This window comes from Janthinobacterium sp. GW822-FHT07A03, from assembly GCF_058798815.1.
The window spans coordinates 776,944-798,524 of the sequence record NZ_JBXAKW010000001.1; the positions used below are offsets into that span (position 1 = coordinate 776,944).

Consider the following 21,581-nt stretch of genomic DNA (forward strand, 5'->3'; position numbering starts at 1 on the left):
AAGTTTGTAGTGCATGACTGCGGTGTTGCCATCGCTTCAAGGGAACATATTGCAGCGCACAACGACACTATACCGTATTTGCCGCCGTTTTGCACGGCCTAAATGGGAAGAAACGGGGAAGTAACGCAACTGCTACCACGTTTTGCAGATGTTTCCTATCTGAAATCAGTAGAAATACGTAGCTTTCGCCCGTTTAGTTGAGCATGGCCACGATGTCGGCGGGCAGCGGCGGCGCCTGCCGTGCAGGCCGGACTCCAGCTGATACATTCCCTTGGCATGCCGCCAGGTCGGCACACGTCACCGCATTACTCCACTTCGGGATTGACGGCCATCACTTGCGAAAAACCGCCATCGACGTAGGTAATCTCGCCCGTGATGCCCGACGCCAGGTCGGACAGCAGGAAGGCGGCCGTGTTGCCGACTTCCTCGATGGTGACGTTGCGGCGCAGCGGGGCGTGCTCGGCCACAAAGCCCAGCAGCTTGCTGAAATCCTTGATGCCGGAGGCGGCCAGGGTCTTGATGGGGCCGGCGGAGATGCCGTTGGCGCGGATGCCGCGCGGGCCCAGCGATTCGGCCAGGTAGCGCACGGACGCTTCCAGCGACGCCTTGGCCAGGCCCATGGTGTTGTAGTAGGGCACGGCGCGCACGGCGCCCAGGTAGGTCAGGGTCAGGACCGACGCGCCCGGATGCAGCAGGGGCAGGGCGGCCTTGGCCATGGCGGGAAAGCTGTAGGCGGAAATGTCGTGCGCGATGCGGAAGCTGTCGCGCGACAGGCCGTCGAGGAAGTCGCCCGCGATCGCCTCGCGCGGCGCAAAACCGATGGCGTGCACGAGGCCATCCAAATGTTCCCAGTGCTGCGCCAGGTCGCGGAAGACAGCGCTGATCTGTTCATCGCTGGACACGTCGCAGTCGAACACCAGTTCGCTGCCGAATTCGGCCGCAAATTCCGTGATGCGCTCCTTGAAGCGCTCGCCCACATACGTGAAGGCGAGGGTGGCGCCTTCGCGGTGGCAAGCCTTGGCGATGCCATAGGCGATGGAACGGTTCGACAGCAAGCCCGTGATGAGGATTTTTTTGCCTTGCAAGAAAGCCATGACGACTCCTGTCTGGGGTGGTGGGTCGGGCGGATGTACAACCGGCCGCGACAGCAAAGCTGTGGCGGCCGGTGGCGTGTATCGATACGGATCAGGCGGTCAATGACGGGCTTTGGCGCGGTTGTTACCGCCGCCGCGCTGGATGCGTGGTTTCACCAGGGAAATTGGCGCGGCCTGCACCTTGCCGCCCTTGGCGGCGCGGCGCAGTGCTTTGGCGGCCCGTTCAGGACGGTCCGCTTCCAGCAGCATGGTGGCGCTGTCGGCGATTTCCTGGGTGATGTCGTTGTTCATCGTGGCCGAGGTTTTCGGCACGAGGATGGTGGAACCGGCGCGCAGGCTGGTGCGCTGGGGAATGTTGTTGGCCTGGCGCAGCACGTCGGCCGTGGTGCCGAATTTCGACGCCAGCGTTTCGATGCGTTCGCGCGCATTGGTGATCTTGTGCGTGGTCCAGCTCGACAAGGCATGGCCCCATTGCGCCAGGTTGGTGGTGAACTTGGCGGCGTTTTCCTGCGGCAACAGAATCTTGGTCTTTTCGCCGCCGATGATGACGGGGCGGTTAAATTGCGGATTCAAGGCCTTGAATTCATCCATCGACAGTTCGGCCAGCTGGGCGGCGACGGTGATGTCGATGTCGCTGGTCTTGTCGATGGCCGTGAAGTAGGGCTGGTTGTCGACCACGGGCAGGGTCAGGCCGAACTGGGCCGGATTGGCGATGATGTTCTTTACCGCTTGCAATTTCGGCACGTAGTTGCGCGTTTCGGCCGGCATCAGGTCGGCCAGGCTTTCGAAGTCGGTCGGCTTGCCCAGCGCCTGGTTTTTCTTGATGGCGCGCTGCACCGAGCCTTCGCCCCAGTTGTAGGCGGCCAGGGCCAGTTGCCAGTCGCCAAACATGTCATACAGGCGCTGCAAATACGTCAGGGCCGCATCGGTCGAGGCCAGCACGCCGCGGCGCTCGTCCTTGAACATGTTTTGCTTGAGGTTGAAATCGCGCCCCGTGGCGGGCACGAACTGCCACATGCCGGCCGCATTGGCGCTGGAGAACGCTTGCGGGTTGAAGGCGGACTCGATGAACGGCAGCAAGGCCAGTTCCGTCGGCATGCCGCGCTTTTCCAGTTCCTGTACCACGTGGAAGATGTAGCGCGAGGCGCGCGCCGTGGTGCGGGCGATGTAGTCGGGGCGGGTGGCGTACCAGTTGACGTGGTTGGCCACCAGCTGGTTATTGATGTCGGGAATCGCATAGCCGCTGCGGATGCGGCCCCAGACGTCGGCTTCGCGCAGCGGATCGGAATTGTCGCTGAGGTTTTTCAGCAGACGGTCGGTCTTTTGCAGGCGGTTGTCGAGGGTGGGGAGTTTCGCCGTGACCTGGGCGGTCATCGGGATCAAGGCCGGCGTGGTGGCGGCGACTGGCGCGTTATCGCTCTCAACACCGGCTTCGTACGCCTGGCTGAGGGCGGGCGCAAGCGCCAGGGCCAACGCCGCCAGGACGGTAGATTTAAAGGAGTTTTCGTGCATAGTGTTCCATTGTTGTCGTCGGAGAAACATCGGACAGACCCATGATCAAGCTGCGAGTGTACGTATATCCACATGCCGGAGTCAAGAATTATGTCAGCATGATGACAGGAAATAAGCGGCAATAAGCAGGAAACGGCTGGGTTTCCATTCGCAAATGCTGTCATTATTGCAAATTTAATTTGCCCAATGCGTGATTCGGCCGCTGTTATAGCATACATGGCGAGGAGTCTGGCGCAAGGCTGGCAGCCGTCCGGTATGAGACTGCGCAAAGAGTGCGTACAATTTGGCTTTGGCCGGCCATTCGGCTGCCGGCCGCCTTATTGATAGAGAGTCAAGTATATGAACACCCCGCCGCGCCACGACGACGACAACGCCGTCATCATCGCCAATACCGTTGCCTGGCTGGAAAAGGCCGTGATCGGCCTGAACCTGTGCCCGTTCGCCAAGGCCGTGCACGTCAAGAAGCAGATCCGCTATGTCGTGTGCGAGTCGGAGAACCCGGAAGATCTGCTGGCGATGCTGATGGACGAGCTGCAAACCCTGGCCGACACGGACCCCGAGCAGATCGACACGACCCTGCTGATCCACCCGTACACCCTGAACGATTTCCTCGACTACAACGAATTTCTCGACGTGGCCGACGCGGCCGTGGAAGACATGCACCTGGCCGGCGAACTGCAGGTGGCCAGTTTCCACCCGAACTACCAGTTTGCCGAGACGTTCGAGGACGACATCAGCAACTACACCAACCGTTCGCCCTACCCGACGCTGCACCTGCTGCGCGAAGACAGCATCGAGCGCGCCGTCGAGGCGTTCCCGGAAGCGTCCGAAATCTTCGACAAGAATATTGCCACTTTGGAAGCCCTGGGCGTCGAAGGCTGGGAAAAACTCGGCTTGCCGAAGGTGTCTTGATGGCGGACAAGGAATTGCCGCCGCGTCCAGATACGCCCTGCGTGGCCGTGTGCTCGACGACCTTCGATGAAATCTGCCGCGGCTGCGGCCGCACCGTGGTGGAAGTGGCCCACTGGGTGTCGATGACGGACGAGGAGAAGGAAGTGGTGTGGGTGCGGATTCTTTCGCAAGGGTATCCGCGCCGGAATACTTGATAGCGACGCAATAGAGCAATATCAAGCGGTATTACTCTAAAGCGTCGACGCTTAAGCAAATCGTAGCGAGCGGCGATGATTTGTGGCTAAGAAGCGCAGCCGTACTCAAGTACGGCGAGCATCGCAGGCCGCAAAGCGCGCCGCGCAGTAGATTTGCTTATGCGTCTCAGTAACTGCCGATAAAGTCCTTCTTGCCCACTTCAATGCCGTTATGGCGCAGGATGTCGTACGCCGTCGTCGCGTGGAAGAAGAAGTGCGGCAGTGCGTAGTGGAACAGATAGGTCTGGCCCGTGAAATGCTTGGTCTTTTCGCCGCTGCCGGTGGTGATGGCGCGCGTTTCGCTGCCGTCGATGTCCGCTTGCGGCAGGCTTTCCAGGAAGGCGATGGTTTTCACGATGCGCGCTTTCAGTTCCGCAAAGCTCTGTTCGCTGTCTTCATACGGCGGCACGGGCACGCCGGCCAGGCGCGCGCCGCAGCCCTTGGCGAAGTCGGTGGCGATCTGGATCTGGCGCACGAACGGCAGCATGTCCGGGAACAAACGGAATTGCAGCAGGGCGTTCGGGTCGATTTTCTTGTCTTGCGCGTGCGTTTCCGCCTTGTCCAGGATGGCGGCCAGGCTGCCCAGGATCTGTTTGAAGACGGGGATGGAAGCGGAGTAGATGGAGAAGGTCATGGTAGTTCCTCTAGGTAAAGTGGCGCGATGATAGCAAGCTGCGCGCTTTTCTGCTGGCGCCGGCCGGGCGCGCGGGCTGGCGTGTGGTTTTTCCACCCTGTGTATATGGCATGAGGTCGCCGCTGGCGCGTGTTTATTGGTGACTTTCCCCGCTTTTTGCATGCATAATTGCTCCTGAAAAAGTTTCTTCCCGCCTTATCACCCAGATTCCCCGTAAAGTTCGATGATCGCCCGCCTGATCCCTGTTGCCCTGTTGCCGCATGTTTAATTCACCTTATCAGCGCCTGCGCGCCAGCCTGCGCGTGCTGTACGGCTCGTCTATCTATGGCGCCCTGCTGCTGGTGGTGTTTGGCGGCCTGGTCGTGCCCGCCATCTTCGGCAGCTATGTGCTGGTCGGCGTGCATGAACGCCAGTCGGCGCGCACCAGCCTGAACGAAGCCTTGCAGCGCAATGCCGACATCCTGGCGCTGGGCATGCAGGAGTCGCTGTGGAACATGAATGCGGAATCGGCCCATTCGCTGGTCGAGTCGGTGATGCGCGACCGCGCCGTGCTGCTGGTGAAGGTGCTGGGGCAGGGCGACACGGAATTCATCCGCCTGCAGGCGCCGCAGCGGCCCGTGGGCAATCTGTACCGCGCCGAACGCGATATCCTCGTGCGCGGCGAACGCATCGGCCACATCGTCGTCGAGATGGACGACGCGCGCAGCCAGCAGGAGCTGCGCGAAAAGCAGGTGTCGTATATTTTCGTGCTGGGCGCGCAGCTGGCCGTGTCGATGGCGCTGATCGTGCTGTTCCTGAACCGCCGCCTGCTGAAACCCTTGCGCCGCCTGACGCGCTTTTCCGACCGCCTGTCGCACGGCGATTTCGACACGCCCCTGGCCTCGCACAGCAATGACGAGCTGGGGCGCCTGACGGCCCAGCTCGAGCAAATGCGCGCGGCCATCGGCCAGCTGTTCGAGGACGTGGGCCAGCGCGAAGAACGTTTCCGCACCATCGTCACGCAGGTGCCGGGCGCCGTCTTCCGCTACCGGCCCGACGGCCCCATCGATTTCGTCAGCGATGCCATCGAAGAGATTTCCGGCTATTCGGCGCGCCAGTTCATGCGCGGCACCACGCATGCCTGGGCCGACCTGATCTGCCCGGAAGACCGCCGCGAGCACCGCCGCGCCGTGCGCCAGGCGGTGGCCGACGTGCGGCCGTATGCGCTGGAATACCGCATCGTCGACGCTTTCGGCATCGAGCGCTGGGTGGCCGAGAATGGCCAGCCGCAGGCGGGCGAGCAGGGCGTCATCTGGGTCGACGGCATCATTGCCGACATCAGCCAGCGCAAGCACCACGAGATGCGCATCGAAGCGCTGCTCACGGAGCAGAGCGCCATTCTCGACAACGTGATGTTCGGCGTGATGTTCGTGCGCCACCGCCGCATCATTTCCGTCAACCGGCGCTGCGAGGAGCTGTTCGGCTACGGCCACGCCGAGATGACGGGCAGTTCGACCGCCATCGTGTTCATGACCTCGTATGACTTCGAGGAGGCGGGCGAGCGCCAGTATCCGGCCCTGGCGACGGGCGCGGACTTCAGCGAGGAGCGCCAGTACAAGCGCCGCGACGGCAGCCTGTTCTGGGCGCTCGTCAGCGGCTGCGCGCTCGATCCGCTGCGCCCGAACGAAGGCAGCATCTGGGTGTATGCCGATATCACGGCGCGCAAGGAAGCGGAGGAAAAGCTGCGCCTGTCGGCCACCGTGCTGGAACACATCGCCGACGGCGTGATGGTGGTCGATGCCAGCGGCATCATCGTCACCGTCAATCCCGCCTTCACGCAGATCACGGGCTACAGCGAAGCGGAGGCGCTGGGCCGGCATTCGTCGCTGAACCGCTCGGCGCGCCATGACGCGGCATTTTACGAGGCCATGTGGAACGAGCTGAAGTCCAGCGGCTTCTGGCGCGGCGAAATCTGGCACCAGCGCAAGAACGGCGAAGTCTACCTGGAGTGGCTGACCATCAGCGCCGTGCGCGACGCGCGCGCCGACACCACGCATTACGTGGGCGTGTTCAGCGATATCACGCTGATCAAGGAGTCGCAGGAAAAGCTCGACCACATGGCGCACCACGACCCGCTGACGGCGCTGCCGAACCGCCTGCTGTTCCACGACCGCCTGCAGCACGCCCTGCTGCGCGCCGCGCGCGACCAGGAGCAGCTGGCCGTGCTGTTCATCGACCTGGACCGTTTCAAGAATGTCAACGACACGCTGGGCCACCATGTGGGCGATGAATTGCTGCAAAAGGTGGCCGGCCAGCTGGCGGCCCGCCTGCGCGAAGGCGATACCCTGGCGCGCCTGGGCGGCGACGAGTTCATCGTGCTGCTCGAGGGCGTAGACGGCGAGTATGGCGCGACGCAGGTGGCGGAAAAGCTGATGACCATGTTCGACCAGCCATTTACGGTGGCCGACCACGAGCTGTTCGTCACCTGCAGCGTGGGCATCAGCCTGTATCCGGACGATGCGCTGGACTTGAACATGCTGATCCGCAACGCCGACGTGGCCATGTACCAGGCCAAGGCGCGCGGGCGCAACGGCTACCGCTTCTATGCGCCGTCGATGACGGGCGAAGGCGTCGAGCGCCTGCGCCTGGAAACCTTCCTGCGCCGTTCGCTGGAAAAGAACGAGATGTTCCTGAATTACCAGCCGCAGGTGGAAATCGACACGGGCCGCCTGGTCGGCGTCGAGGCGCTGGTGCGCTGGAACCACCCGGAGCTGGGCCTGGTGCCGCCGGCGCGCTTCATCCCGCTGGCCGAGGACAGCGGTTTCATCAACCAGCTGGGCAAATGGGTGCTCGACGAAGCGTGCCGCCAGATGATGCGCTGGCAGGCGCAGGGCTTGCACGTGCCGAAGATGGCCGTCAACCTGTCCGTCAAGCAATTCGAGCGGGGCAGCATCGCCGGCATGGTGGCCGATATCCTGAAGGAAACGGGCCTGGAGCCGCAGCGGCTGCAGCTGGAAGTGACGGAATCGGTGATCATGAACACGGGCGACGCCTTGGGTTTCATCAACGATCTGCACGCGATCGGCGTGGGCCTGGCCATCGACGACTTCGGCACCGGCTATTCCTCGCTCGCGTATCTGAAACAGCTGCCCGTGCAGACCCTGAAGATCGACCGCTCCTTCATCAAGGATATCTCGACGGACGTCAACGACGAGGCGATTGCGATTGCCATCATCCAGCTGGGCAAGAGCATGCAATTGTCCGTGATCGCCGAAGGCGTGGAGACGGAAGAGCAGGCCGCCTTCCTGCTGCGCCATGGCTGCAAGCTGGCGCAAGGATATTTTTATAGCCGTCCGGTGCTGGCACAGGATATGCTGGAGCGCTGGATCGACCCGCAGGATCGACCACTAACCAATTAAAGGGTATCCCATGGCCGGAGAAAAAAACACGTCGCGCCGCCGTTTCCTGCTCGGCGGCCTGGGCCTCGGCGTGGCCGGCGTGGGCGCCCTAGTGCTGGGCTGGGGCGTGCTGCCGCCGCGCCAGCGCCTGCACGGCAGCGCGCCGCTGCCGCTGCACGATGGCGCCGTGGCCCTGAACGGCTGGCTGGCGATTCAATCGGACGGCACGGTGCTGCTGGCCATGCCGCGCAGCGAGATGGGGCAGGGCGTGCACACGGCCTTGCCCATGCTGGTGGCCGAGGAACTCGACGTGCCTTTGAGCAGCGTCAAATTGATCCAGGCGCCCATGGATAAAATCTTCGGCAATGTGGCCATGCTCAAGGACAGCCTGCCGTTCCATCCGGACGACCAGGGCCGGCTGAAGGCGCTGGCGCAGTGGACGGTGGCCAAGGCGGCGCGCGAACTGGGCGTGATCGTCACGGGCGGCTCGTCCAGCGTGAAGGATGGCTGGGGCCCGATGCGCGAGGCCGGCGCCTGCGCGCGCGCCATGCTGCTGCAAGCCGCCGCCGCGCAGTGGCAGGTGCCGGCTGCGCAATGCCGCACGGAAAATGGCGACGTGCTCCACCCGGACGGCCGCCGTGCCAGCTACGCCAGCCTGGCGCAGCGCGCCGCCGCCATCGATCCGGGCACGCCCGTGCTGAAGTCGCCCAAGGATTTCAAACTGATCGGCCAGCCGGCGCCGCGCCGCGACACGCCGTCCAAAGTCAACGGCAGCGCGCGTTTTGGCATCGATGCGCGCCCGCCCGGCATGCTGTACGCGGCCCTGCATCTGCCGCCGCGCCTGGGGGATGTCTTGGCCGCGTTCGATGCGGCGCCCATCCTGGCCATGCCCGGCGTTAAAAAGGTGGTGGACCTGACGCCGCAGCTGGCCCAGCGCAGCGTGTCTTGTGCCGCCGTGGTGGCCGACACCTGGTGGCGCGCCAGACAGGCGGCCGCCGCCTTGCCGACGCAGTGGAAGGCGGGGCCGCAAGCGAACTTGTCCAGCGCCGGCGTGTATGCGGAATTTGCCCGCCTGCTGGACACCGAAGCGGGTTATGCCTACCACGCCAGCGGCGAGGTGGAGAGTAAAGCCGTGCAGGGTTTGCGCAGCGTCAAGGCCGAATACCGCGCGCCCTTCCTCGCGCACGCCGCCATGGAACCCGTCAACTGCACCGCGCAGGTGAAAAATGGCAAGGTGATGCTGTGGGTGTCGACGCAGGCGCCCGGCATCGCCGTCGACGTGGCGGCGAAGGTGGCCGGCGTAGATGCGAAGGATGTGGCCATCGAGGTGCTGCTGCTCGGTGGCGGTTTCGGCCGCCGCCTGGAAGTGGACATGGTCGCGCAAGCCGTGGCCATCGCGCTGCAGTGCAATGGCGCTCCCGTGCAACTGGTGTGGACGCGCGAACAGGACACGGCACACGATATGTACCGCCCCGCCGCGCTGGCCCGCTTTGCGGCCCGCCTTGACGAGCACGGCCGCATCGTTTCCTGGGACAATAAATCCGTCAGCGGCTCCATCACGCACCAGTTTTTGCAGCGTAATTTCGGCTTGCCCGGTGCGGGGCCGGACAAGACCACGGCCGAAGGCGAATTCGACATGCCGTATGAAATCGCCAACCAGCGCATCGCCCACGTGATCGCCGACAGTGCCGTGCCGGTCGGTTACTGGCGCTCCGTGGGGCATTCGCACAACGCTTTCTTCAAGGAAAGTTTTATCGATGAACTGGCGCACGCGGCGGGGCAGGACGGCATCGCCTTCCGCCGCGCCATGTTGACGAAGCATCCGCGCCACCTGGCCGTGCTCGATGCGGCAGTGGCCAAGGCGGGCAGCCCGCCACCGGGCCATGCGCATGGCGTGGCCCTGCACCAGTCGTTCGGCAGCATCGTCGCGCAAGTGGCGCAGGTATCGGTGGAAAACGGCGAGATCCGCGTGCAGCGCGTAGTGTGCGCCATCGATTGCGGCATCGCCGTCAATCCGAACATCATCGCCCAGCAGATGGAGTCGGCCGTGCTGTTCGGCCTGTCGGCGGCGCTGGGCGGCGAGATCACCTTCAACGATGGCAAAGTCGAGCAGAGCAACTTCCACGACTATCCCGTGCTGCGCATGGGGCAAACGCCCGAGGTGGAAACCATCATCATCGCCAGCGCCGAGCATCCGGAAGGCGTGGGCGAGCCGGGCACGCCGCCGATTGCGCCGGCCGTGGCCAACGCCGTGTTCAGCTTGACGGGGAAACGGCTGCGCAGCCTGCCGCTGCGCCTGGGGTAAAGTTTATTAAGAACACCTAACAAAACCGTAGCGAGCGGCAGTGAGTTGTGGCTGAGAAGCGGAGCTGTGCGGATGCACAGTGAGCATCGGAGGCCGCAAATCGCGACGCGCAGTAGGTTTTGTCGGGTGTTCTAGGCCAGGGTGGCGGCCAGCAAGTTGCGCAGATTGCAGTCGCGCTGCCAGTCGCGCCGTTCCTGCGTGCTGCTGGCCAGCGCCGCCAGTTCCTCGGCGCTGAGCGCCTGCTGCGCCTGCACCATGCGTTGCGCCAGGCCGCCGTCGGGCAGCACGGTGCCGAAGAAGGCCACGTTGTCCTCGCGCTGGATCAGCAGGGTGGGGAAGTTGTCGATGTCGAGGTCGCCCACCACATCGGCCTGGTCTTCGATGTCGATCCAGACAAAGACCGTATCCGGGTGGCGCGCGGCCAGTTCCTCGAACGTGGCGCGGTAGCTGCCGCAAGTGCCGCACCACAGCGCGCACAGGCAAGCCACCGTCCAGCGCGGGCCGGCCAGGGCTGCCGCGACGTCGGCGCGGTTATCGGTCGTGAGGGTCAGGCTGTGCATGGCTGTATATATTAGTAGGCTGATGGGCGCGGGGCGCCCGATGCGCGTATTCTACCGCGCCCGGCCCCCTCAGTCCCGAGAATGCATGAGCTTGTTTATGGGTGTTTTTTGATGTAATACACCTTTCTGGTGGATAATGCTGATAATTGCGCGCTGATTACGCTGGTCCATGCTGTTTCCTGGCCCCGCAGCCTGACCCCTCCAGTCTGTTCTCATGCCCTGCCCGGTGTCAGCGCTCCCGCCTTTGTTTATTTTTATTATGGAATTAGCCAGCTTATGTTGAGTTACCGCCACGCCTTTCACGCGGGTAATCACGCCGATGTGTTGAAACATTATGTGCAGATTCAGTTGTTGCAATATCTGAATCAAAAAGATACCGCCTATAGTTATATCGATACCCACTCCGGCGCGGGCGTGTATGCGCTCGACGGCGGTTATGCCTCGAAAAATGCCGAGTACGAAACGGGCATCGCGCCCCTGTGGGACCGCACGGACTGGCCGGCCTCGCTGGCTGAGTACATGAAGCTGATCAAGGAAATGAATCCGAGCGGCAAGATGCGCTACTACCCGGGTTCGCCGTATTGCGCCGACAAGGTCAGCCGCGAGCAAGACCGTTTGCGCCTGTTCGAGCTGCATCCCGCCGATGCCAAGATTCTGGCTGACAACTTCCGCAAGGTCGAGGCGCATGCGCTGGCCCAGGGCGAGCGTCCGACCGTGCGCGGCAAGCGCGTGCTCATCACCAAGGCGGACGGCTTCCAGAGCCTGAAAGCCCTGCTGCCGCCGCCATCGCGCCGCGCGCTGGTGCTGATCGACCCGCCATACGAAGACAAGATGGATTACCGCAAGGTCAAGGACACCCTGGCCGACGCGCTCGTGCGCTTCCCGTCGGGCATGTATGCCGTCTGGTACCCGGTGCTGCAGCGCATGGAATCGCGCCAGTTCGCCGACAAGCTCAAGCAACTGCCCAGCTCGGACTGGCTGCACGTGACCCTGACCGTCAACACGCCGTCGCCGGACGGCTTCGGCTTGCACAGCAGCGGCATGTTCATCTTGAACCCGCCGTACACCCTGGAGCCGATGTTGCGCGAAGTCATGCCCTACCTGGTGAAGGTACTGGGCCGCGACGATGGCGCGAAGTTTGTGCTGGAAACGGGCAAGGGCGGACAGAAAAATACGGGCACCAGAAGGGTGTAGTCATGCTCTGCTTGGTAGTGCGGCAATAAAAAAACGCCACGGTGCAGTCGACCGTGGCGTTTTTTATTGGCTGGCGAGGGATTACTGTCCCAGCAGCAAGAACACGGTGGGTTTCTTGTGGAAGTCCGGCGCCTTGCCCGCGGCCAATTGTTTCTTCCACTGTCCGCCATTCCACGTCTGCACGCTTTCCGTGTCCAGGCTCAGGTTGGTGGCGACGCAGATCAGGGTCGATGGCGCGCATTGGGCTACCAGCGCTTCGAGCATGGCGGCGTTGCGGTAGGGTGTTTCGATGAAGAGCTGGGTCTGCTTTTCATTGCGCGAACGGCTTTCCAGTTCCTTGATGCGCTTGGCGCGCAGGGCCGCATCCGTGGGCAGGTAGCCGTTGAAGGCGAAGCTCTGGCCGTTCAAGCCGCTGGCCATCACGGCCAGCAGGATCGACGACGGCCCCACCAGCGGGCGCACCTTGATGCCGTGCTGATGTGCCAGGCGCACCAGGTCGGCGCCGGGGTCGGCCACGGCGGGCACGCCCGCTTCCGACACGAGGCCCGCATCGCGTCCCGCCAGCAGCGGTGCCAGCAAGCCGGCCAGCGCTTGCGCCGGGGTATTGACGTTGAGTTCGGAAATCGTGATTTCCTGCAGCGGCCTGGCCAGCGGATGCTGGTTGCCGATCAATTTCAGGAAGGCGCGCGCCGTCTTGGCATTTTCAGCAACGAAATAATCGAGCTGCGAGGTGAGGTGCCGCACCTGCTCGGGAATGATGCGGGCCAGCGGGTCGATGGCGCCGTCGGACAGGCCGAGGTGGTTGGGGATCAGGTACAGGGTGCCGGTCATATTCTTCTTGTGGGGAAATTAAAGGGTGAAAAATGCCACGCCCGCCTTGCGCAGCATGCCGGTGAGGGCGATCAGCGGCAAGCCGGTGAGGGCGGTCGGGTCGGTGCTGTCGATGCGTTCGAGCAGGGCGATGCCCAGGCCTTCGTTCTTGGCGCTGCCGGCGCAGTCGTACGGCTGCTCGATGCGCAGGTAGGCGTCCAGCTCGGCATCGGGCAAGTCGCGCACGGTGACGAGGGTCTGGATATCTTCCACCTGCGCCAAGGCCGGGGTCTGGCGCCCGTCGAGCAGGCACAGTGCCGTGTGGAACACGGTCTCGCGTCCGCGCATGGTTTGCAGCTGGCGCAGGGCGTAGTCATGGCTGCCGGGCTTGCCGATCTGCGCGCCGTCCAGGGTGGCGACCTGATCGGAGCCGATGACGAGGCTGCCAGGATAGCGGTCGAGCACGGCCTGCGCCTTGGCCTGGGCCAGGCGCAGGGCCGTGGCGCTGGGGCTTTCGCCTGGCAGGGGGCTTTCGTCGAGATCAGGCACGGCCACCTCGAAAGGCAGGCGCAGGCGTTCCAGCAATTCCTTGCGGTAGGTCGAACTCGATGCAAGAATCAAGCGCAATGGGGCGGAAGTTGGTATCATTCGGTAGTGGATGGCGGCCGGCATGGCCGCGCTGGTCAATGTCAGCGGAATTTCACGTGGTTCCAGGGCGCGAAGCCCATAACTGAGGCTCCATGCGGCATGACGGTGTTGATGAGTTTATAACTGCGCTTATCACGAATACGGCAATCATTACGTCAAAAAAGATGCTTAGGCTTTGACTCGGTGCTAAAAACCCTGTTATTATCGCAGGTTTTCCGGGGAAATTTTCTACCAATGAATGCTTTTGTGATCGACGCCTTTGATTTTTGTCGTATCAGCGGGAGCCGCGAGGGTGTAACTCCTGTCGCTGAAATGACCCGGTTGACCAAGGATTGTGCAGATAGTTCCGGCGAGATCGCCTGGAAGATCGTTGGCGGCACCAGCAAGCTGGGCTACCCGCAACTGACCTTGTCGGTCAACGGCACCGTTCAGCTGGTTTGCCAGCGCTGCCTGACTCCGTATGCTTACGCAATTGATTCTTCGACTGTTCTGATGCTGGGCAAGGATGACGAGCACGCGGACGAGATCGAAGAAATCATCAACGATGAATCGATCGACGTGATCGTCGGCAGCCGCAGCATGGATGCCGCGGCCCTGATCGAAGATGAAGCCTTGCTGGCCCTGCCGCAGGTACCCAAACACGATGTCTGCCCCGATACGGCGCAGCTTGATGCTCTCAAGACTGAAAAGAAGTCGCCGTTTGCGGCACTGAAAGACTTGAAGCCAGAATAAGTTAAGTAGTAGTGGTAGTTTGTAGAGGGCCTCAAAAACCGTAGGTTTGTGAGGTCCCGCTTGAAGAACGTGTCAAACGCGTGTAGTAATCGAGTATGGCAAGTGTAGTGAAATGTAATTGTAATAAACGATGTCGGTCCGGACTGTTTTCGGGTAGTCTTTGCCGCTGGGATACTCGATTCGCATGTATTTGCTAATCGAATGTGCTAAAATTTTAGAACTTATGTATTAGGAGTCATCATGGCAGTTCAACAGAACAAGAAAACCCCTTCCAAGCGCGGCATGCACCGTTCGCACGACTTCCTGGTCGCGCCGCAATTGAGCGTCGAGCCAGTTACCGGCGAAACACACATGCGTCACCATATCAGCCCTAACGGCTTCTATCGTGGCCGTAAAGTGTTGAAGACCAAAAACGACGAGTAATCGACGTTTTTGTTGGGTAAGATGAAAGCGGTGTTGCGTGGTTATTCGGCGTGGCGCCGCTTCTTCTTTTTTATCGGCTGCAATTCATCTTGCGCACCCGTCATTTTGAATCAGGCTTGCTCAGGCGGTGCATGACATGCTGCGCCCTGCATATGCTCCAGTCCGATTCACATCTTGCCGCACGCCCGCAGCGGTATTGAATCAACACAAATGACAATCAAAATTTCTATCGACTGCATGGGCGGAGATCACGGTCCCTCAGTCACTATCCCCGCAGCAATTTCCTTCGTAAAACATGAGCCTGAAGCCGAACTGATCCTTGTTGGATTGGAAGACGTGATTCGTGCCGAACTGAAAAAACATAAAGCCGACACGCATCCGCGCCTGTCGGTATTGCATGCCTCCGAACAAGTTACCATGGACGATCCCCTGGAAGTGGCCCTGCGCCGCAAGAAGGATTCCTCCATGCGCGTGGCCATCGAACAGGTCAAGAGCGGCGTGGCGCAAGCCTCCGTCTCCGCCGGTAATACGGCAGCCCTGATGGCTGTGTCGCGCTATGTATTGAAAACCATGTCCGGCGTCGACCGCCCGGCCATCTGCAGCATCTTGCCGAATCAAAAGAACGGTCCCACCTACATGCTGGACCTGGGCGCCAACGTCGATTGCGAACCGCATCACTTGCACCAGTTCGCCATCATGGGTTCCGTGCTCGTGTCCGCCATGGAAGGCATCGAACGTCCCACGATCGGCTTGCTGAACGTGGGCACGGAAGACATCAAGGGCAATGAAGTGGTGAAGCTCACCTCGAAGCTGCTGCAGGCCGACCACGAGCGTGGCGCGCTGAACTTCTACGGCAACGTGGAAGGCAACGATATTTTCAAGGGCACGACCGATATCGTCGTCTGCGACGGTTTTGTCGGCAACGTCACCCTGAAAGCCATCGAAGGCCTGGCGCGCTTCATGAAAGACGTGCTCACTTCCGAATTCAAGCGCAATCCGATTACCATGCTGGGCGCGCTGATCGCCCGCGGGGCCCTGAAAGCCATCGGCAACCGCTTGAATCCTTCGCGTTACAACGGCGCCAGCCTGCTGGGCTTGCGTGGTCTCGTCTTCAAGAGCCATGGCAGCGCCGATGCCTATTCCTTCGAATGGGCCTTGCGCCGCGCCTTTGATGCGGCAAAAAATGACGTGCAAGCGCACCTGGCCAGCCTGATCGCCGAGCTGATGCCGCGCACGCCAGTACCGGACGAACCTACATCAACAAGCTCTACCATTTAGTGGACGGGTATTTGCATGACTGTTTTTAGCAAAACTTACAGCAAAATTATCGGTACCGGCAGCTACTTGCCGGAGAAACGCGTCACCAACCAGGATTTGACAGAACAGCTCGCCGCCAAGGGCATCGAGACGTCAGATGAATGGATCGTGTCGCGCAGCGGCATTTCGGCGCGCCATTACGCGGCACCGTCGCAAAATTCCTCGGACCTGGGCGTGGAAGCGGCCAAGAAGGCCCTGGAAATGGCGGGCCTGAACGGCAACGACCTGGACCTGATCATCGTCGCCAGCTCGACCCCCGATTTCTTCGGCAGCTTCCCCAGCACCGCCTGCATCGTGCAAAACAAGCTGGGCATCACGAACAACTGCGCCGCCGTCGACGTGCAAGCCGTCTGCAGCGGCTTCGTGTATGCGGTGGCCACGGCCGACAGCTTCATCCAGTCGGGCATGCATAAAAACGTGCTGGTGATCGGCGCCGAAGTATTTTCGCGCATCCTCAATTTCGACGACCGCGGCACTTGCGTGCTGTTCGGCGACGGCGCCGGCGCCATCGTCATGACTGCATCGAAAGAGCCGGGCATCCTGGCCACCAAGCTGCACGCGGACGGCCGCCACTCGGACATCCTCAGCGTGCCGGGCAGCCTGGCTGGCGGCGCGCTGGCCGGCAGCGCCTTCCTGTACATGGATGGCCCGGCCGTGTTCAAGCTGGCCGTGTCCGTGCTGGAAAAGGTCGCGCACGAAGCCCTGACGCACGCCAACATGACCTCGGACCAGATCGACTGGCTGATCCCGCACCAGGCGAACATCCGCATCATGAACAGCACGGCCAAGAAACTCGGTTTGCCGCTGGACAAGATGGTCGTCACCGTCGACCAGCATGGCAACACTTCGGCCGCTTCGATCCCGCTGGCGCTCGACATCGCCGTGCGCGATGGCAGGGTCAAGAAGGGCGACAACGTCATGATGGAAGGCGTGGGCGGCGGCTTTACCTGGGGCGCCGTGCTGGCGCGCATGTAATCCCGCAACACTATTAAAAAAACGGAGTCGACATGACACAATTTGCATTTGTTTTCCCAGGTCAAGGCTCGCAAGCGATTGCGATGCTCGATGGTTTCGCCGGCAACCCCGTGGTGGCGCAGACCGTCGCCGAAGCGTCGGACGCCCTGCAATTCGACCTGGGCAAGCTGATCGCCGAAGGTCCGAAGGAAGAGCTGGATCTGACCACCAACACGCAACCGGTGATGCTGACGGCGGCCGTGGCCTTCTACCGCGCCTGGCTGGCGGCCGGCGGTCCCGTGCCGACGGTCGTGGCCGGTCACAGTCTCGGTGAATACTCGGCGCTGGTCGCCGCCGGCGTGATCTCGTTCAAGGATGCCGTGCCGCTCGTGCGCTTCCGCGCGCAAGCCATGCAGGAAGCCGTACCGGTAGGGCAGGGCACGATGGCTGTCGTGCTGGGCCTGTCGGACGACGACGTGCGCGCCGCCTGTGCGGAAGCAGCGGCGGAAAACCCGGCCCTGGTGGTCGAGCCTGTCAATTTCAATGCGCCAGCGCAAGTGGTCATCGCCGGTCACACGGCCGCCGTCGAGCGCGCCTGCGAACTGGCCAAGGCCAAGGGCGCCAAGCGCGCCATGAAGCTGCCCGTCTCGGCGCCATTCCACTCGTCGCTGCTGAAGCCGGCATCGGACCGCCTGCGCGAGTACATGGCCGGCCTGACGTTCGCCGCGCCGCAGATCGCCCTGATCAACAACGTCGACGTGGCCATCGTCAACGACGTCGCCGGCATCAAGGACGCGCTCGTGCGCCAGGCAGCCAGCCCCGTGCGCTGGGTGGAAACCATGCAGAAAGTGGCGGCCGACGGCATCACGCAAGTGATCGAGTGCGGCCCGGGCAAGGTCCTGATGGGCCTGGCCAAGCGCATCGATCCCGTGCTGGTGGGCGACGCCATCGTCGACCAGGCATCGCTGGAACGCATTTTGACGCAGCTCAAATAAACATCAGATCGCGGCAGCTTGCCTGCCGCGGTTGCTCTTAAGGATACTCATGAATTTAGCAAATCAAGTCGTGCTGGTCACGGGCGCCTCGCGCGGCATCGGCCGCGCCATCGCCACCGAACTGGGCAAGCAGGGCGCCACCGTCGTCGGCACCGCCACCTCGGAAAGCGGCGCGCAAGCGATCACCGATTACCTGGCCGCCGAAGGCGTGGCGGGCAAGGGTCTGGTCCTGAACGTGACCGATGCGGCGCGCTGCGCGGCCGTCGTCGATGAAGTGCAGAAAGCCTACGGCAGCCTGTCCATCCTGGTCAACAATGCGGGCATCACGCAAGACCAGCTGGCCATGCGCATGAAGGATGAGGAGTGGGACAGCGTGATTTCGACGAACCTGTCGGCCGTCGGCCGCCTGTCGCGCGCCGTACTGCGTGGCATGATGAAAGCCAAAACTGGGCGTATCATCAATATCACGTCGGTGGTGGCGTCGTCGGGCAATCCGGGGCAAATGAATTACGCGGCGGCCAAGGCCGGCGTGGAAGGCATGAGCCGCGCGCTGGCGCGTGAAATCGGCAGCCGCAACATTACCGTGAACTGCATCGCCCCGGGCTTCATCGATACCGACATGACCAAGGCGCTGAGCGAAGAGCAGCACGCGGCCCTGTTGACGCAAATTCCCCTGTCCCGCCTGGGCAAACCGGAAGACGTGGCGGCAGCGGTAGCCTTTCTGGCCTCGCCGCAAGCGGCATATATCACGGGCACGACCCTGCACGTGAACGGCGGAATGTACATGAATTGATGTGAAAGGTAGACGGGGCGGGCGTTTGTGGCATGATTCAACGGCCGTTTTTGTCTATAATCGCATCTTTTAGCAGCAGCTTCGGTCGAATTAGCAGCAGACACCGAAATTAGTATTCGGACGCGCAAACCTGATAAAATGCGCGCACTTTCCGTAACACACACTTTGGAGCCATAACATGTCGGATATCGAACAACGCGTTAAGAAAATCGTCGCTGAGCAACTGGGCGTTGCAGAAGCAGACATCAAAATCGAATCCTCCTTCGTCGACGATCTCGGCGCCGATTCCCTGGACACCGTGGAACTGGTCATGGCCCTGGAAGACGAATTCGAAATGGAAATCCCTGACGAACAAGCTGAAAAAATCACCACCGTGCAACAGGCGATCGACTACGCCACTGCACACGTCAAGGCCTAAGCCTGTCTGACCGACTTCAGGAGAATCGCTTGAGCCGTTCTAAAAACCGTCGTGTTGTTGTAACCGGCCTGGGCTGCGTTTCACCTGTCGGCAATACTATTGCCGAGGCGTGGGGCGCAATCATTGAAGGTAAATCCGGCATTGCCACGATTACCAAGTTTGATGCACAGCCATTCACCACGCATTTTGCCGGTGAAGTCAAAGGCTTCAATATCGAAGATTACATCTCCGGTAAGGAAGCCCGCCATATGGATACCTTTATCCATTACGGCATGGCTGCGGGCATCCAGGCGATGCAGGACTCCGGCCTGGAAGTGACCGAGGAAAACGCCGAGCGCATCGGCGTGATCATCGGTTCCGGTATCGGCGGCTTGCCGCTGATCGAGGAAACCAAGTCCGAGTACGAAAAGCGCGGTCCGCGCCGTATCTCGCCATTTTTCGTGCCTGCCTCGATCATTAACATGATCTCTGGCAACCTTTCGATCAAATATGGTCTGAAGGGCCCGAACCTGGCGATCGTGACGGCGTGTACCACCGGTTTGCACAGCATCGGTGCCGCAGCGCGCATGATCGAGTACGGCGATGCCGACGTCATGATCGCCGGTGGTGCCGAATCGACCGTGTCGCCGCTGGGCCTGGGCGGTTTCGCCTCGGCACGCGCCTTGTCGACCCGCAACGACGATCCGGCAACGGCATCGCGTCCGTGGGATGCTGACCGCGACGGCTTCGTGCTGGGCGAGGGCGCTGGCGTCATGGTGCTGGAAGACTACGAGCACGCGGTAGCCCGTGGTGCCAAGATCTATGCCGAAGTGCATGGTTTCGGGATGAGCGCAGATGCTTATCACATGACCTCGCCGCTGGAAGATGGCAGCGGCGGCAGCAAATCGGTGATCGCGGCCCTCAACAACGCCGGCTTGAACGCGGATCAGATTCAGTACCTGAACGCGCACGGCACGTCGACCCCGCAAGGCGACGTGGCGGAAGTGATGGGCATCAAGCGCACCTTCGGCGAGCACGCCAAGAATCTGGTCGTCAACTCGACCAAGTCGATGACGGGCCATTTGCTGGGCGGCGCGGGCGGTCTGGAAGCGGTGTTTACGGTACTGGCATTGCACCATCAGGTGTCGCCTCCGACCATCAACATCTTCAACCAGGATCCGGCTTGCGATCTCGATTTCTGTGCCAACACGGCGCGTGATATGAAGATCGATTATGCAGTGAAGAATTCGTTCGGCTTCGGCGGAACGAATGGGACGCTGATTTTCGGTAAAGCGAAATAAGCAGGAACTTTCAAGCGCTCGCTACGGTCAAACTGTAGTGAGCGCTGATTCGGCGCCAACGTTCGTTGGCGCCTGAATTTGCCCGGCATGGTGCCGGCGCGCCTTTCTTTCCCTTGATATATGTCAATCGCGGTAGCGGCTGTTATTCGCACGCCTGTCTGTTTGCGCCTGTTGCAAGCGGTACTGGGGCTGTGTGCCTTGCTGGCCGCCTGGCCCCTGAGCGGCGCGTGGCGCGTTGCGTCCCTGTCCGACCCCGGCCCCGGCCAGCTGGTGGGCGCTTATGCGCTGGGCTGGCATGGTGCGTTGCTGAGTGCGGCTGGCGGCGTGTTTTTGCTGGCTTTGCTGCGCAGGCGCAGAAAGCCGCAGGCGCTTGATATTTCGCCGGTCGGCCAATTGCGGCTGGCGGTATATCTGGAGCATGGCGCGGCGCAGGCGACGGCCGGAAGGGCGGAGTCGCCCGGTCCGGGGCCGTCGGAGCCGCCAGGGCTGCGCCTGTTGCCGGGCTCGACCCTGTGGCCGTCGCTGCTGGTGCTGTGCCTGGCGGATGCCGCGGGGCGGCGTACGCGGGTGCTGGTGCAGCGCGGCGGCAGTTGCCCCGCCTTCCGCCCGCTGGCCGTGGCGTGCCGGGCCATCGCGGCGCGGAGTGGGGAAGAATAAAAGTGGGGCGAACACTGAACTTCTTGCAGCGGGCCAACTCTATATCCATACAGGCGCCCACGCTGCATGACTACAGGGACATTGGGCGTGAGGACAGAGCGCGAGTATGATCAGTTACTGGTCGAGCGGGTGCAGGCTGGCGACAAACGGGCATTCGATGTGCTGGTATCGAAATATCAGCGCCGCTTGATGCGTCTCGTGTCGCGCCTTGTGCATGACCCGGCGGAGGCCGAAGATGTGGTGCAGGAAACCTTTATCAAGGCGTACCGGGCGCTGCGCCATTTTCGCGGCGATGCCGCCTTTTATACCTGGCTGTATCGCATCGGCATCAATACGGCCAAGAATTATCTCGTCACGCAGGGGAGGCGTGCCGCCACGTCCAGCGATGCCGACGCCGAGCAGGCGGAGTCCTTCGATGATGGCAATAAATTGCGCGACAACAATACACCCGAATCGGTGTTGGCCAGCAAGCAGATTGCGGCCACCGTCAATGCGGCCATGGATGTGCTGCCCATCGAGTTGCGCACGGCCATCGTGCTGCGCGAAATCGAGGGCCTGAGCTATGAAGAAATATCGGAGATCATGGCGTGCCCCATCGGCACCGTGCGCAGCCGGATTTTTCGCGCGCGCGAAGTGATTGCGGAGAAATTGAAGCCGTTGCTGGACATGCCGATTGACAAGCGCTGGTAATCTGAGGAGTATGAGGTTGGCATGGCTGCGTCCGGTTTTCGCA

General features: G+C 61.9%; 21 protein-coding genes. 15 read left to right on the forward strand and 6 right to left on the reverse strand.

Annotated features, from left to right (window positions below; all coding sequences use genetic code 11):
* Nucleotides 1-305 precede the first annotated feature (305 nt).
* Together fabI and AC1RJW_RS03605 are read right to left on the reverse strand one after the other, a co-directional pair.
* Nucleotides 306-1,094: an enoyl-ACP reductase FabI gene (gene fabI / locus AC1RJW_RS03600; protein ID WP_070311433.1), complete on the reverse strand. Its 789-nt coding sequence runs from the start codon at nt 1,092-1,094 to the stop codon at nt 306-308.
* A gap of 99 nt (nt 1,095-1,193) precedes the next feature.
* Complete coding sequence (locus tag AC1RJW_RS03605) at nt 1,194-2,606, reverse strand: transglycosylase SLT domain-containing protein (protein ID WP_493043502.1); 1,413 nt, start codon at nt 2,604-2,606, stop codon at nt 1,194-1,196.
* A gap of 339 nt (nt 2,607-2,945) precedes the next feature.
* Between AC1RJW_RS03605 and AC1RJW_RS03610 the strand changes: the two genes are divergently transcribed.
* Together AC1RJW_RS03610 and AC1RJW_RS03615 are read left to right on the forward strand one after the other, a co-directional pair.
* On the forward strand, nt 2,946-3,518 hold the full coding sequence (locus AC1RJW_RS03610; protein ID WP_493043504.1) for a DUF1415 domain-containing protein: 573 nt from the start codon (nt 2,946-2,948) through the stop codon (nt 3,516-3,518).
* Nucleotides 3,518-3,712: a DUF1289 domain-containing protein gene (locus tag AC1RJW_RS03615; RefSeq protein WP_493043506.1), complete on the forward strand. Its 195-nt coding sequence runs from the start codon at nt 3,518-3,520 to the stop codon at nt 3,710-3,712. Before AC1RJW_RS03610 ends, AC1RJW_RS03615 begins: the two co-directional genes overlap by 1 nt.
* 166 nt (nt 3,713-3,878) lie before the next feature.
* Here the strand turns inward: AC1RJW_RS03615 and AC1RJW_RS03620 are convergent, their stop codons facing one another.
* Nucleotides 3,879-4,385 carry a DUF1993 domain-containing protein gene (locus tag AC1RJW_RS03620; RefSeq protein ID WP_493043508.1) on the reverse strand — a complete coding sequence of 169 codons (507 nt, stop codon included), beginning with the start codon at nt 4,383-4,385 and terminating at the stop codon, nt 3,879-3,881.
* Nucleotides 4,386-4,645: 260 nt separating this feature from the next.
* On the opposite strand from AC1RJW_RS03620, the gene AC1RJW_RS03625 reads away from it, so the two are divergent.
* Complete coding sequence (locus tag AC1RJW_RS03625; protein WP_493043510.1) at nt 4,646-7,783, forward strand: sensor domain-containing protein; 3,138 nt, start codon at nt 4,646-4,648, stop codon at nt 7,781-7,783.
* 10 nt (nt 7,784-7,793) lie between these two features.
* Entirely contained in the window at nt 7,794-10,067 is a 2,274-nt protein-coding gene (locus AC1RJW_RS03630) for a xanthine dehydrogenase family protein molybdopterin-binding subunit (protein WP_493043512.1), read from the forward strand.
* Nucleotides 10,068-10,198: 131 nt separating this feature from the next.
* Here the strand turns inward: AC1RJW_RS03630 and AC1RJW_RS03635 are convergent, their stop codons facing one another.
* Complete coding sequence (locus AC1RJW_RS03635; RefSeq protein WP_493043514.1) at nt 10,199-10,627, reverse strand: thioredoxin family protein; 429 nt, start codon at nt 10,625-10,627, stop codon at nt 10,199-10,201.
* Between the two features lie 276 nt (nt 10,628-10,903).
* On the opposite strand from AC1RJW_RS03635, the gene AC1RJW_RS03640 reads away from it, so the two are divergent.
* Nucleotides 10,904-11,821 carry a 23S rRNA (adenine(2030)-N(6))-methyltransferase RlmJ gene (locus AC1RJW_RS03640; RefSeq protein ID WP_092714677.1) on the forward strand — a complete coding sequence of 306 codons (918 nt, stop codon included), beginning with the start codon at nt 10,904-10,906 and terminating at the stop codon, nt 11,819-11,821.
* Between the two features lie 81 nt (nt 11,822-11,902).
* On the opposite strand, the gene AC1RJW_RS03645 is transcribed toward AC1RJW_RS03640, so the two are convergent.
* Both AC1RJW_RS03645 and AC1RJW_RS03650 read right to left on the reverse strand, forming a co-directional pair.
* Nucleotides 11,903-12,652, reverse strand: coding sequence for an SAM-dependent methyltransferase (locus tag AC1RJW_RS03645; protein WP_493043516.1), 750 nt, complete (start codon nt 12,650-12,652; stop codon nt 11,903-11,905).
* Nucleotides 12,653-12,670: 18 nt separating this feature from the next.
* Nucleotides 12,671-13,279: a Maf-like protein gene (locus tag AC1RJW_RS03650; RefSeq protein WP_493043518.1), complete on the reverse strand. Its 609-nt coding sequence runs from the start codon at nt 13,277-13,279 to the stop codon at nt 12,671-12,673.
* Nucleotides 13,280-13,513: 234 nt separating this feature from the next.
* On the opposite strand from AC1RJW_RS03650, the gene AC1RJW_RS03655 reads away from it, so the two are divergent.
* The 10 genes from AC1RJW_RS03655 to rpoE all read left to right on the forward strand — a co-directional run bounded on the left by AC1RJW_RS03655 (nt 13,514) and on the right by rpoE (nt 21,538).
* Nucleotides 13,514-14,011, forward strand: coding sequence for a YceD family protein (locus AC1RJW_RS03655; protein WP_493044201.1), 498 nt, complete (start codon nt 13,514-13,516; stop codon nt 14,009-14,011).
* Nucleotides 14,012-14,251: 240 nt separating this feature from the next.
* Nucleotides 14,252-14,434, forward strand: coding sequence for a 50S ribosomal protein L32 (rpmF, locus tag AC1RJW_RS03660; protein ID WP_034749653.1), 183 nt, complete (start codon nt 14,252-14,254; stop codon nt 14,432-14,434).
* 210 nt (nt 14,435-14,644) lie between these two features.
* Nucleotides 14,645-15,712, forward strand: coding sequence for a phosphate acyltransferase PlsX (plsX, locus tag AC1RJW_RS03665; protein ID WP_035820253.1), 1,068 nt, complete (start codon nt 14,645-14,647; stop codon nt 15,710-15,712).
* Between the two features lie 15 nt (nt 15,713-15,727).
* Entirely contained in the window at nt 15,728-16,726 is a 999-nt protein-coding gene (locus tag AC1RJW_RS03670) for a beta-ketoacyl-ACP synthase III (RefSeq protein ID WP_493043520.1), read from the forward strand.
* A 32-nt stretch (nt 16,727-16,758) separates the two neighbouring features.
* Nucleotides 16,759-17,700: an ACP S-malonyltransferase gene (fabD, locus tag AC1RJW_RS03675; RefSeq protein WP_077406717.1), complete on the forward strand. Its 942-nt coding sequence runs from the start codon at nt 16,759-16,761 to the stop codon at nt 17,698-17,700.
* Nucleotides 17,701-17,749: 49 nt separating this feature from the next.
* The gene (gene fabG, locus AC1RJW_RS03680) at nt 17,750-18,493 is read left to right on the forward strand and encodes a 3-oxoacyl-ACP reductase FabG (RefSeq protein WP_086147473.1); all 744 of its coding nucleotides are present in this window, start codon (nt 17,750-17,752) and stop codon (nt 18,491-18,493) included.
* A 178-nt stretch (nt 18,494-18,671) separates the two neighbouring features.
* Nucleotides 18,672-18,911, forward strand: coding sequence for an acyl carrier protein (acpP, locus tag AC1RJW_RS03685; protein WP_008449912.1), 240 nt, complete (start codon nt 18,672-18,674; stop codon nt 18,909-18,911).
* Nucleotides 18,912-18,940: 29 nt separating this feature from the next.
* On the forward strand, nt 18,941-20,191 hold the full coding sequence (gene fabF, locus AC1RJW_RS03690; RefSeq protein WP_326455852.1) for a beta-ketoacyl-ACP synthase II: 1,251 nt from the start codon (nt 18,941-18,943) through the stop codon (nt 20,189-20,191).
* A gap of 171 nt (nt 20,192-20,362) precedes the next feature.
* Nucleotides 20,363-20,848: a hypothetical protein gene (locus AC1RJW_RS03695; RefSeq protein WP_493043523.1), complete on the forward strand. Its 486-nt coding sequence runs from the start codon at nt 20,363-20,365 to the stop codon at nt 20,846-20,848.
* A gap of 66 nt (nt 20,849-20,914) precedes the next feature.
* Nucleotides 20,915-21,538, forward strand: a complete 624-nt coding sequence (rpoE, locus tag AC1RJW_RS03700) for an RNA polymerase sigma factor RpoE (RefSeq protein ID WP_070223871.1) — start codon at nt 20,915-20,917, stop codon at nt 21,536-21,538.
* Nucleotides 21,539-21,581 lie beyond the last annotated feature (43 nt).

Excerpts from the sequence above, each read along its gene's own strand:
- fabI (WP_070311433.1), bottom strand. The coding sequence starts at position 1,094 with ATGGCTTTCTTGCAAGGCAAAAAAATCCTCATCACGGGCTTGCTGTCG.
- AC1RJW_RS03605 (WP_493043502.1), bottom strand. The coding sequence starts at position 2,606 with ATGCACGAAAACTCCTTTAAATCTACCGTCCTGGCGGCGTTGGCCCTG.
- AC1RJW_RS03610 (WP_493043504.1), top strand. The coding sequence starts at position 2,946 with ATGAACACCCCGCCGCGCCACGACGACGACAACGCCGTCATCATCGCC.
- AC1RJW_RS03615 (WP_493043506.1), top strand. The coding sequence starts at position 3,518 with ATGGCGGACAAGGAATTGCCGCCGCGTCCAGATACGCCCTGCGTGGCC.
- AC1RJW_RS03620 (WP_493043508.1), bottom strand. The coding sequence starts at position 4,385 with ATGACCTTCTCCATCTACTCCGCTTCCATCCCCGTCTTCAAACAGATC.
- AC1RJW_RS03625 (WP_493043510.1), top strand. The coding sequence starts at position 4,646 with ATGTTTAATTCACCTTATCAGCGCCTGCGCGCCAGCCTGCGCGTGCTG.
- AC1RJW_RS03630 (WP_493043512.1), top strand. The coding sequence starts at position 7,794 with ATGGCCGGAGAAAAAAACACGTCGCGCCGCCGTTTCCTGCTCGGCGGC.
- AC1RJW_RS03635 (WP_493043514.1), bottom strand. The coding sequence starts at position 10,627 with ATGCACAGCCTGACCCTCACGACCGATAACCGCGCCGACGTCGCGGCA.
- AC1RJW_RS03640 (WP_092714677.1), top strand. The coding sequence starts at position 10,904 with ATGTTGAGTTACCGCCACGCCTTTCACGCGGGTAATCACGCCGATGTG.
- AC1RJW_RS03645 (WP_493043516.1), bottom strand. The coding sequence starts at position 12,652 with ATGACCGGCACCCTGTACCTGATCCCCAACCACCTCGGCCTGTCCGAC.
- AC1RJW_RS03650 (WP_493043518.1), bottom strand. The coding sequence starts at position 13,279 with ATGATACCAACTTCCGCCCCATTGCGCTTGATTCTTGCATCGAGTTCG.
- AC1RJW_RS03655 (WP_493044201.1), top strand. The coding sequence starts at position 13,514 with ATGAATGCTTTTGTGATCGACGCCTTTGATTTTTGTCGTATCAGCGGG.
- rpmF (WP_034749653.1), top strand. The coding sequence starts at position 14,252 with ATGGCAGTTCAACAGAACAAGAAAACCCCTTCCAAGCGCGGCATGCAC.
- plsX (WP_035820253.1), top strand. The coding sequence starts at position 14,645 with ATGACAATCAAAATTTCTATCGACTGCATGGGCGGAGATCACGGTCCC.
- AC1RJW_RS03670 (WP_493043520.1), top strand. The coding sequence starts at position 15,728 with ATGACTGTTTTTAGCAAAACTTACAGCAAAATTATCGGTACCGGCAGC.
- fabD (WP_077406717.1), top strand. The coding sequence starts at position 16,759 with ATGACACAATTTGCATTTGTTTTCCCAGGTCAAGGCTCGCAAGCGATT.
- fabG (WP_086147473.1), top strand. The coding sequence starts at position 17,750 with ATGAATTTAGCAAATCAAGTCGTGCTGGTCACGGGCGCCTCGCGCGGC.
- acpP (WP_008449912.1), top strand. The coding sequence starts at position 18,672 with ATGTCGGATATCGAACAACGCGTTAAGAAAATCGTCGCTGAGCAACTG.
- rpoE (WP_070223871.1), top strand. The coding sequence starts at position 20,915 with ATGACTACAGGGACATTGGGCGTGAGGACAGAGCGCGAGTATGATCAG.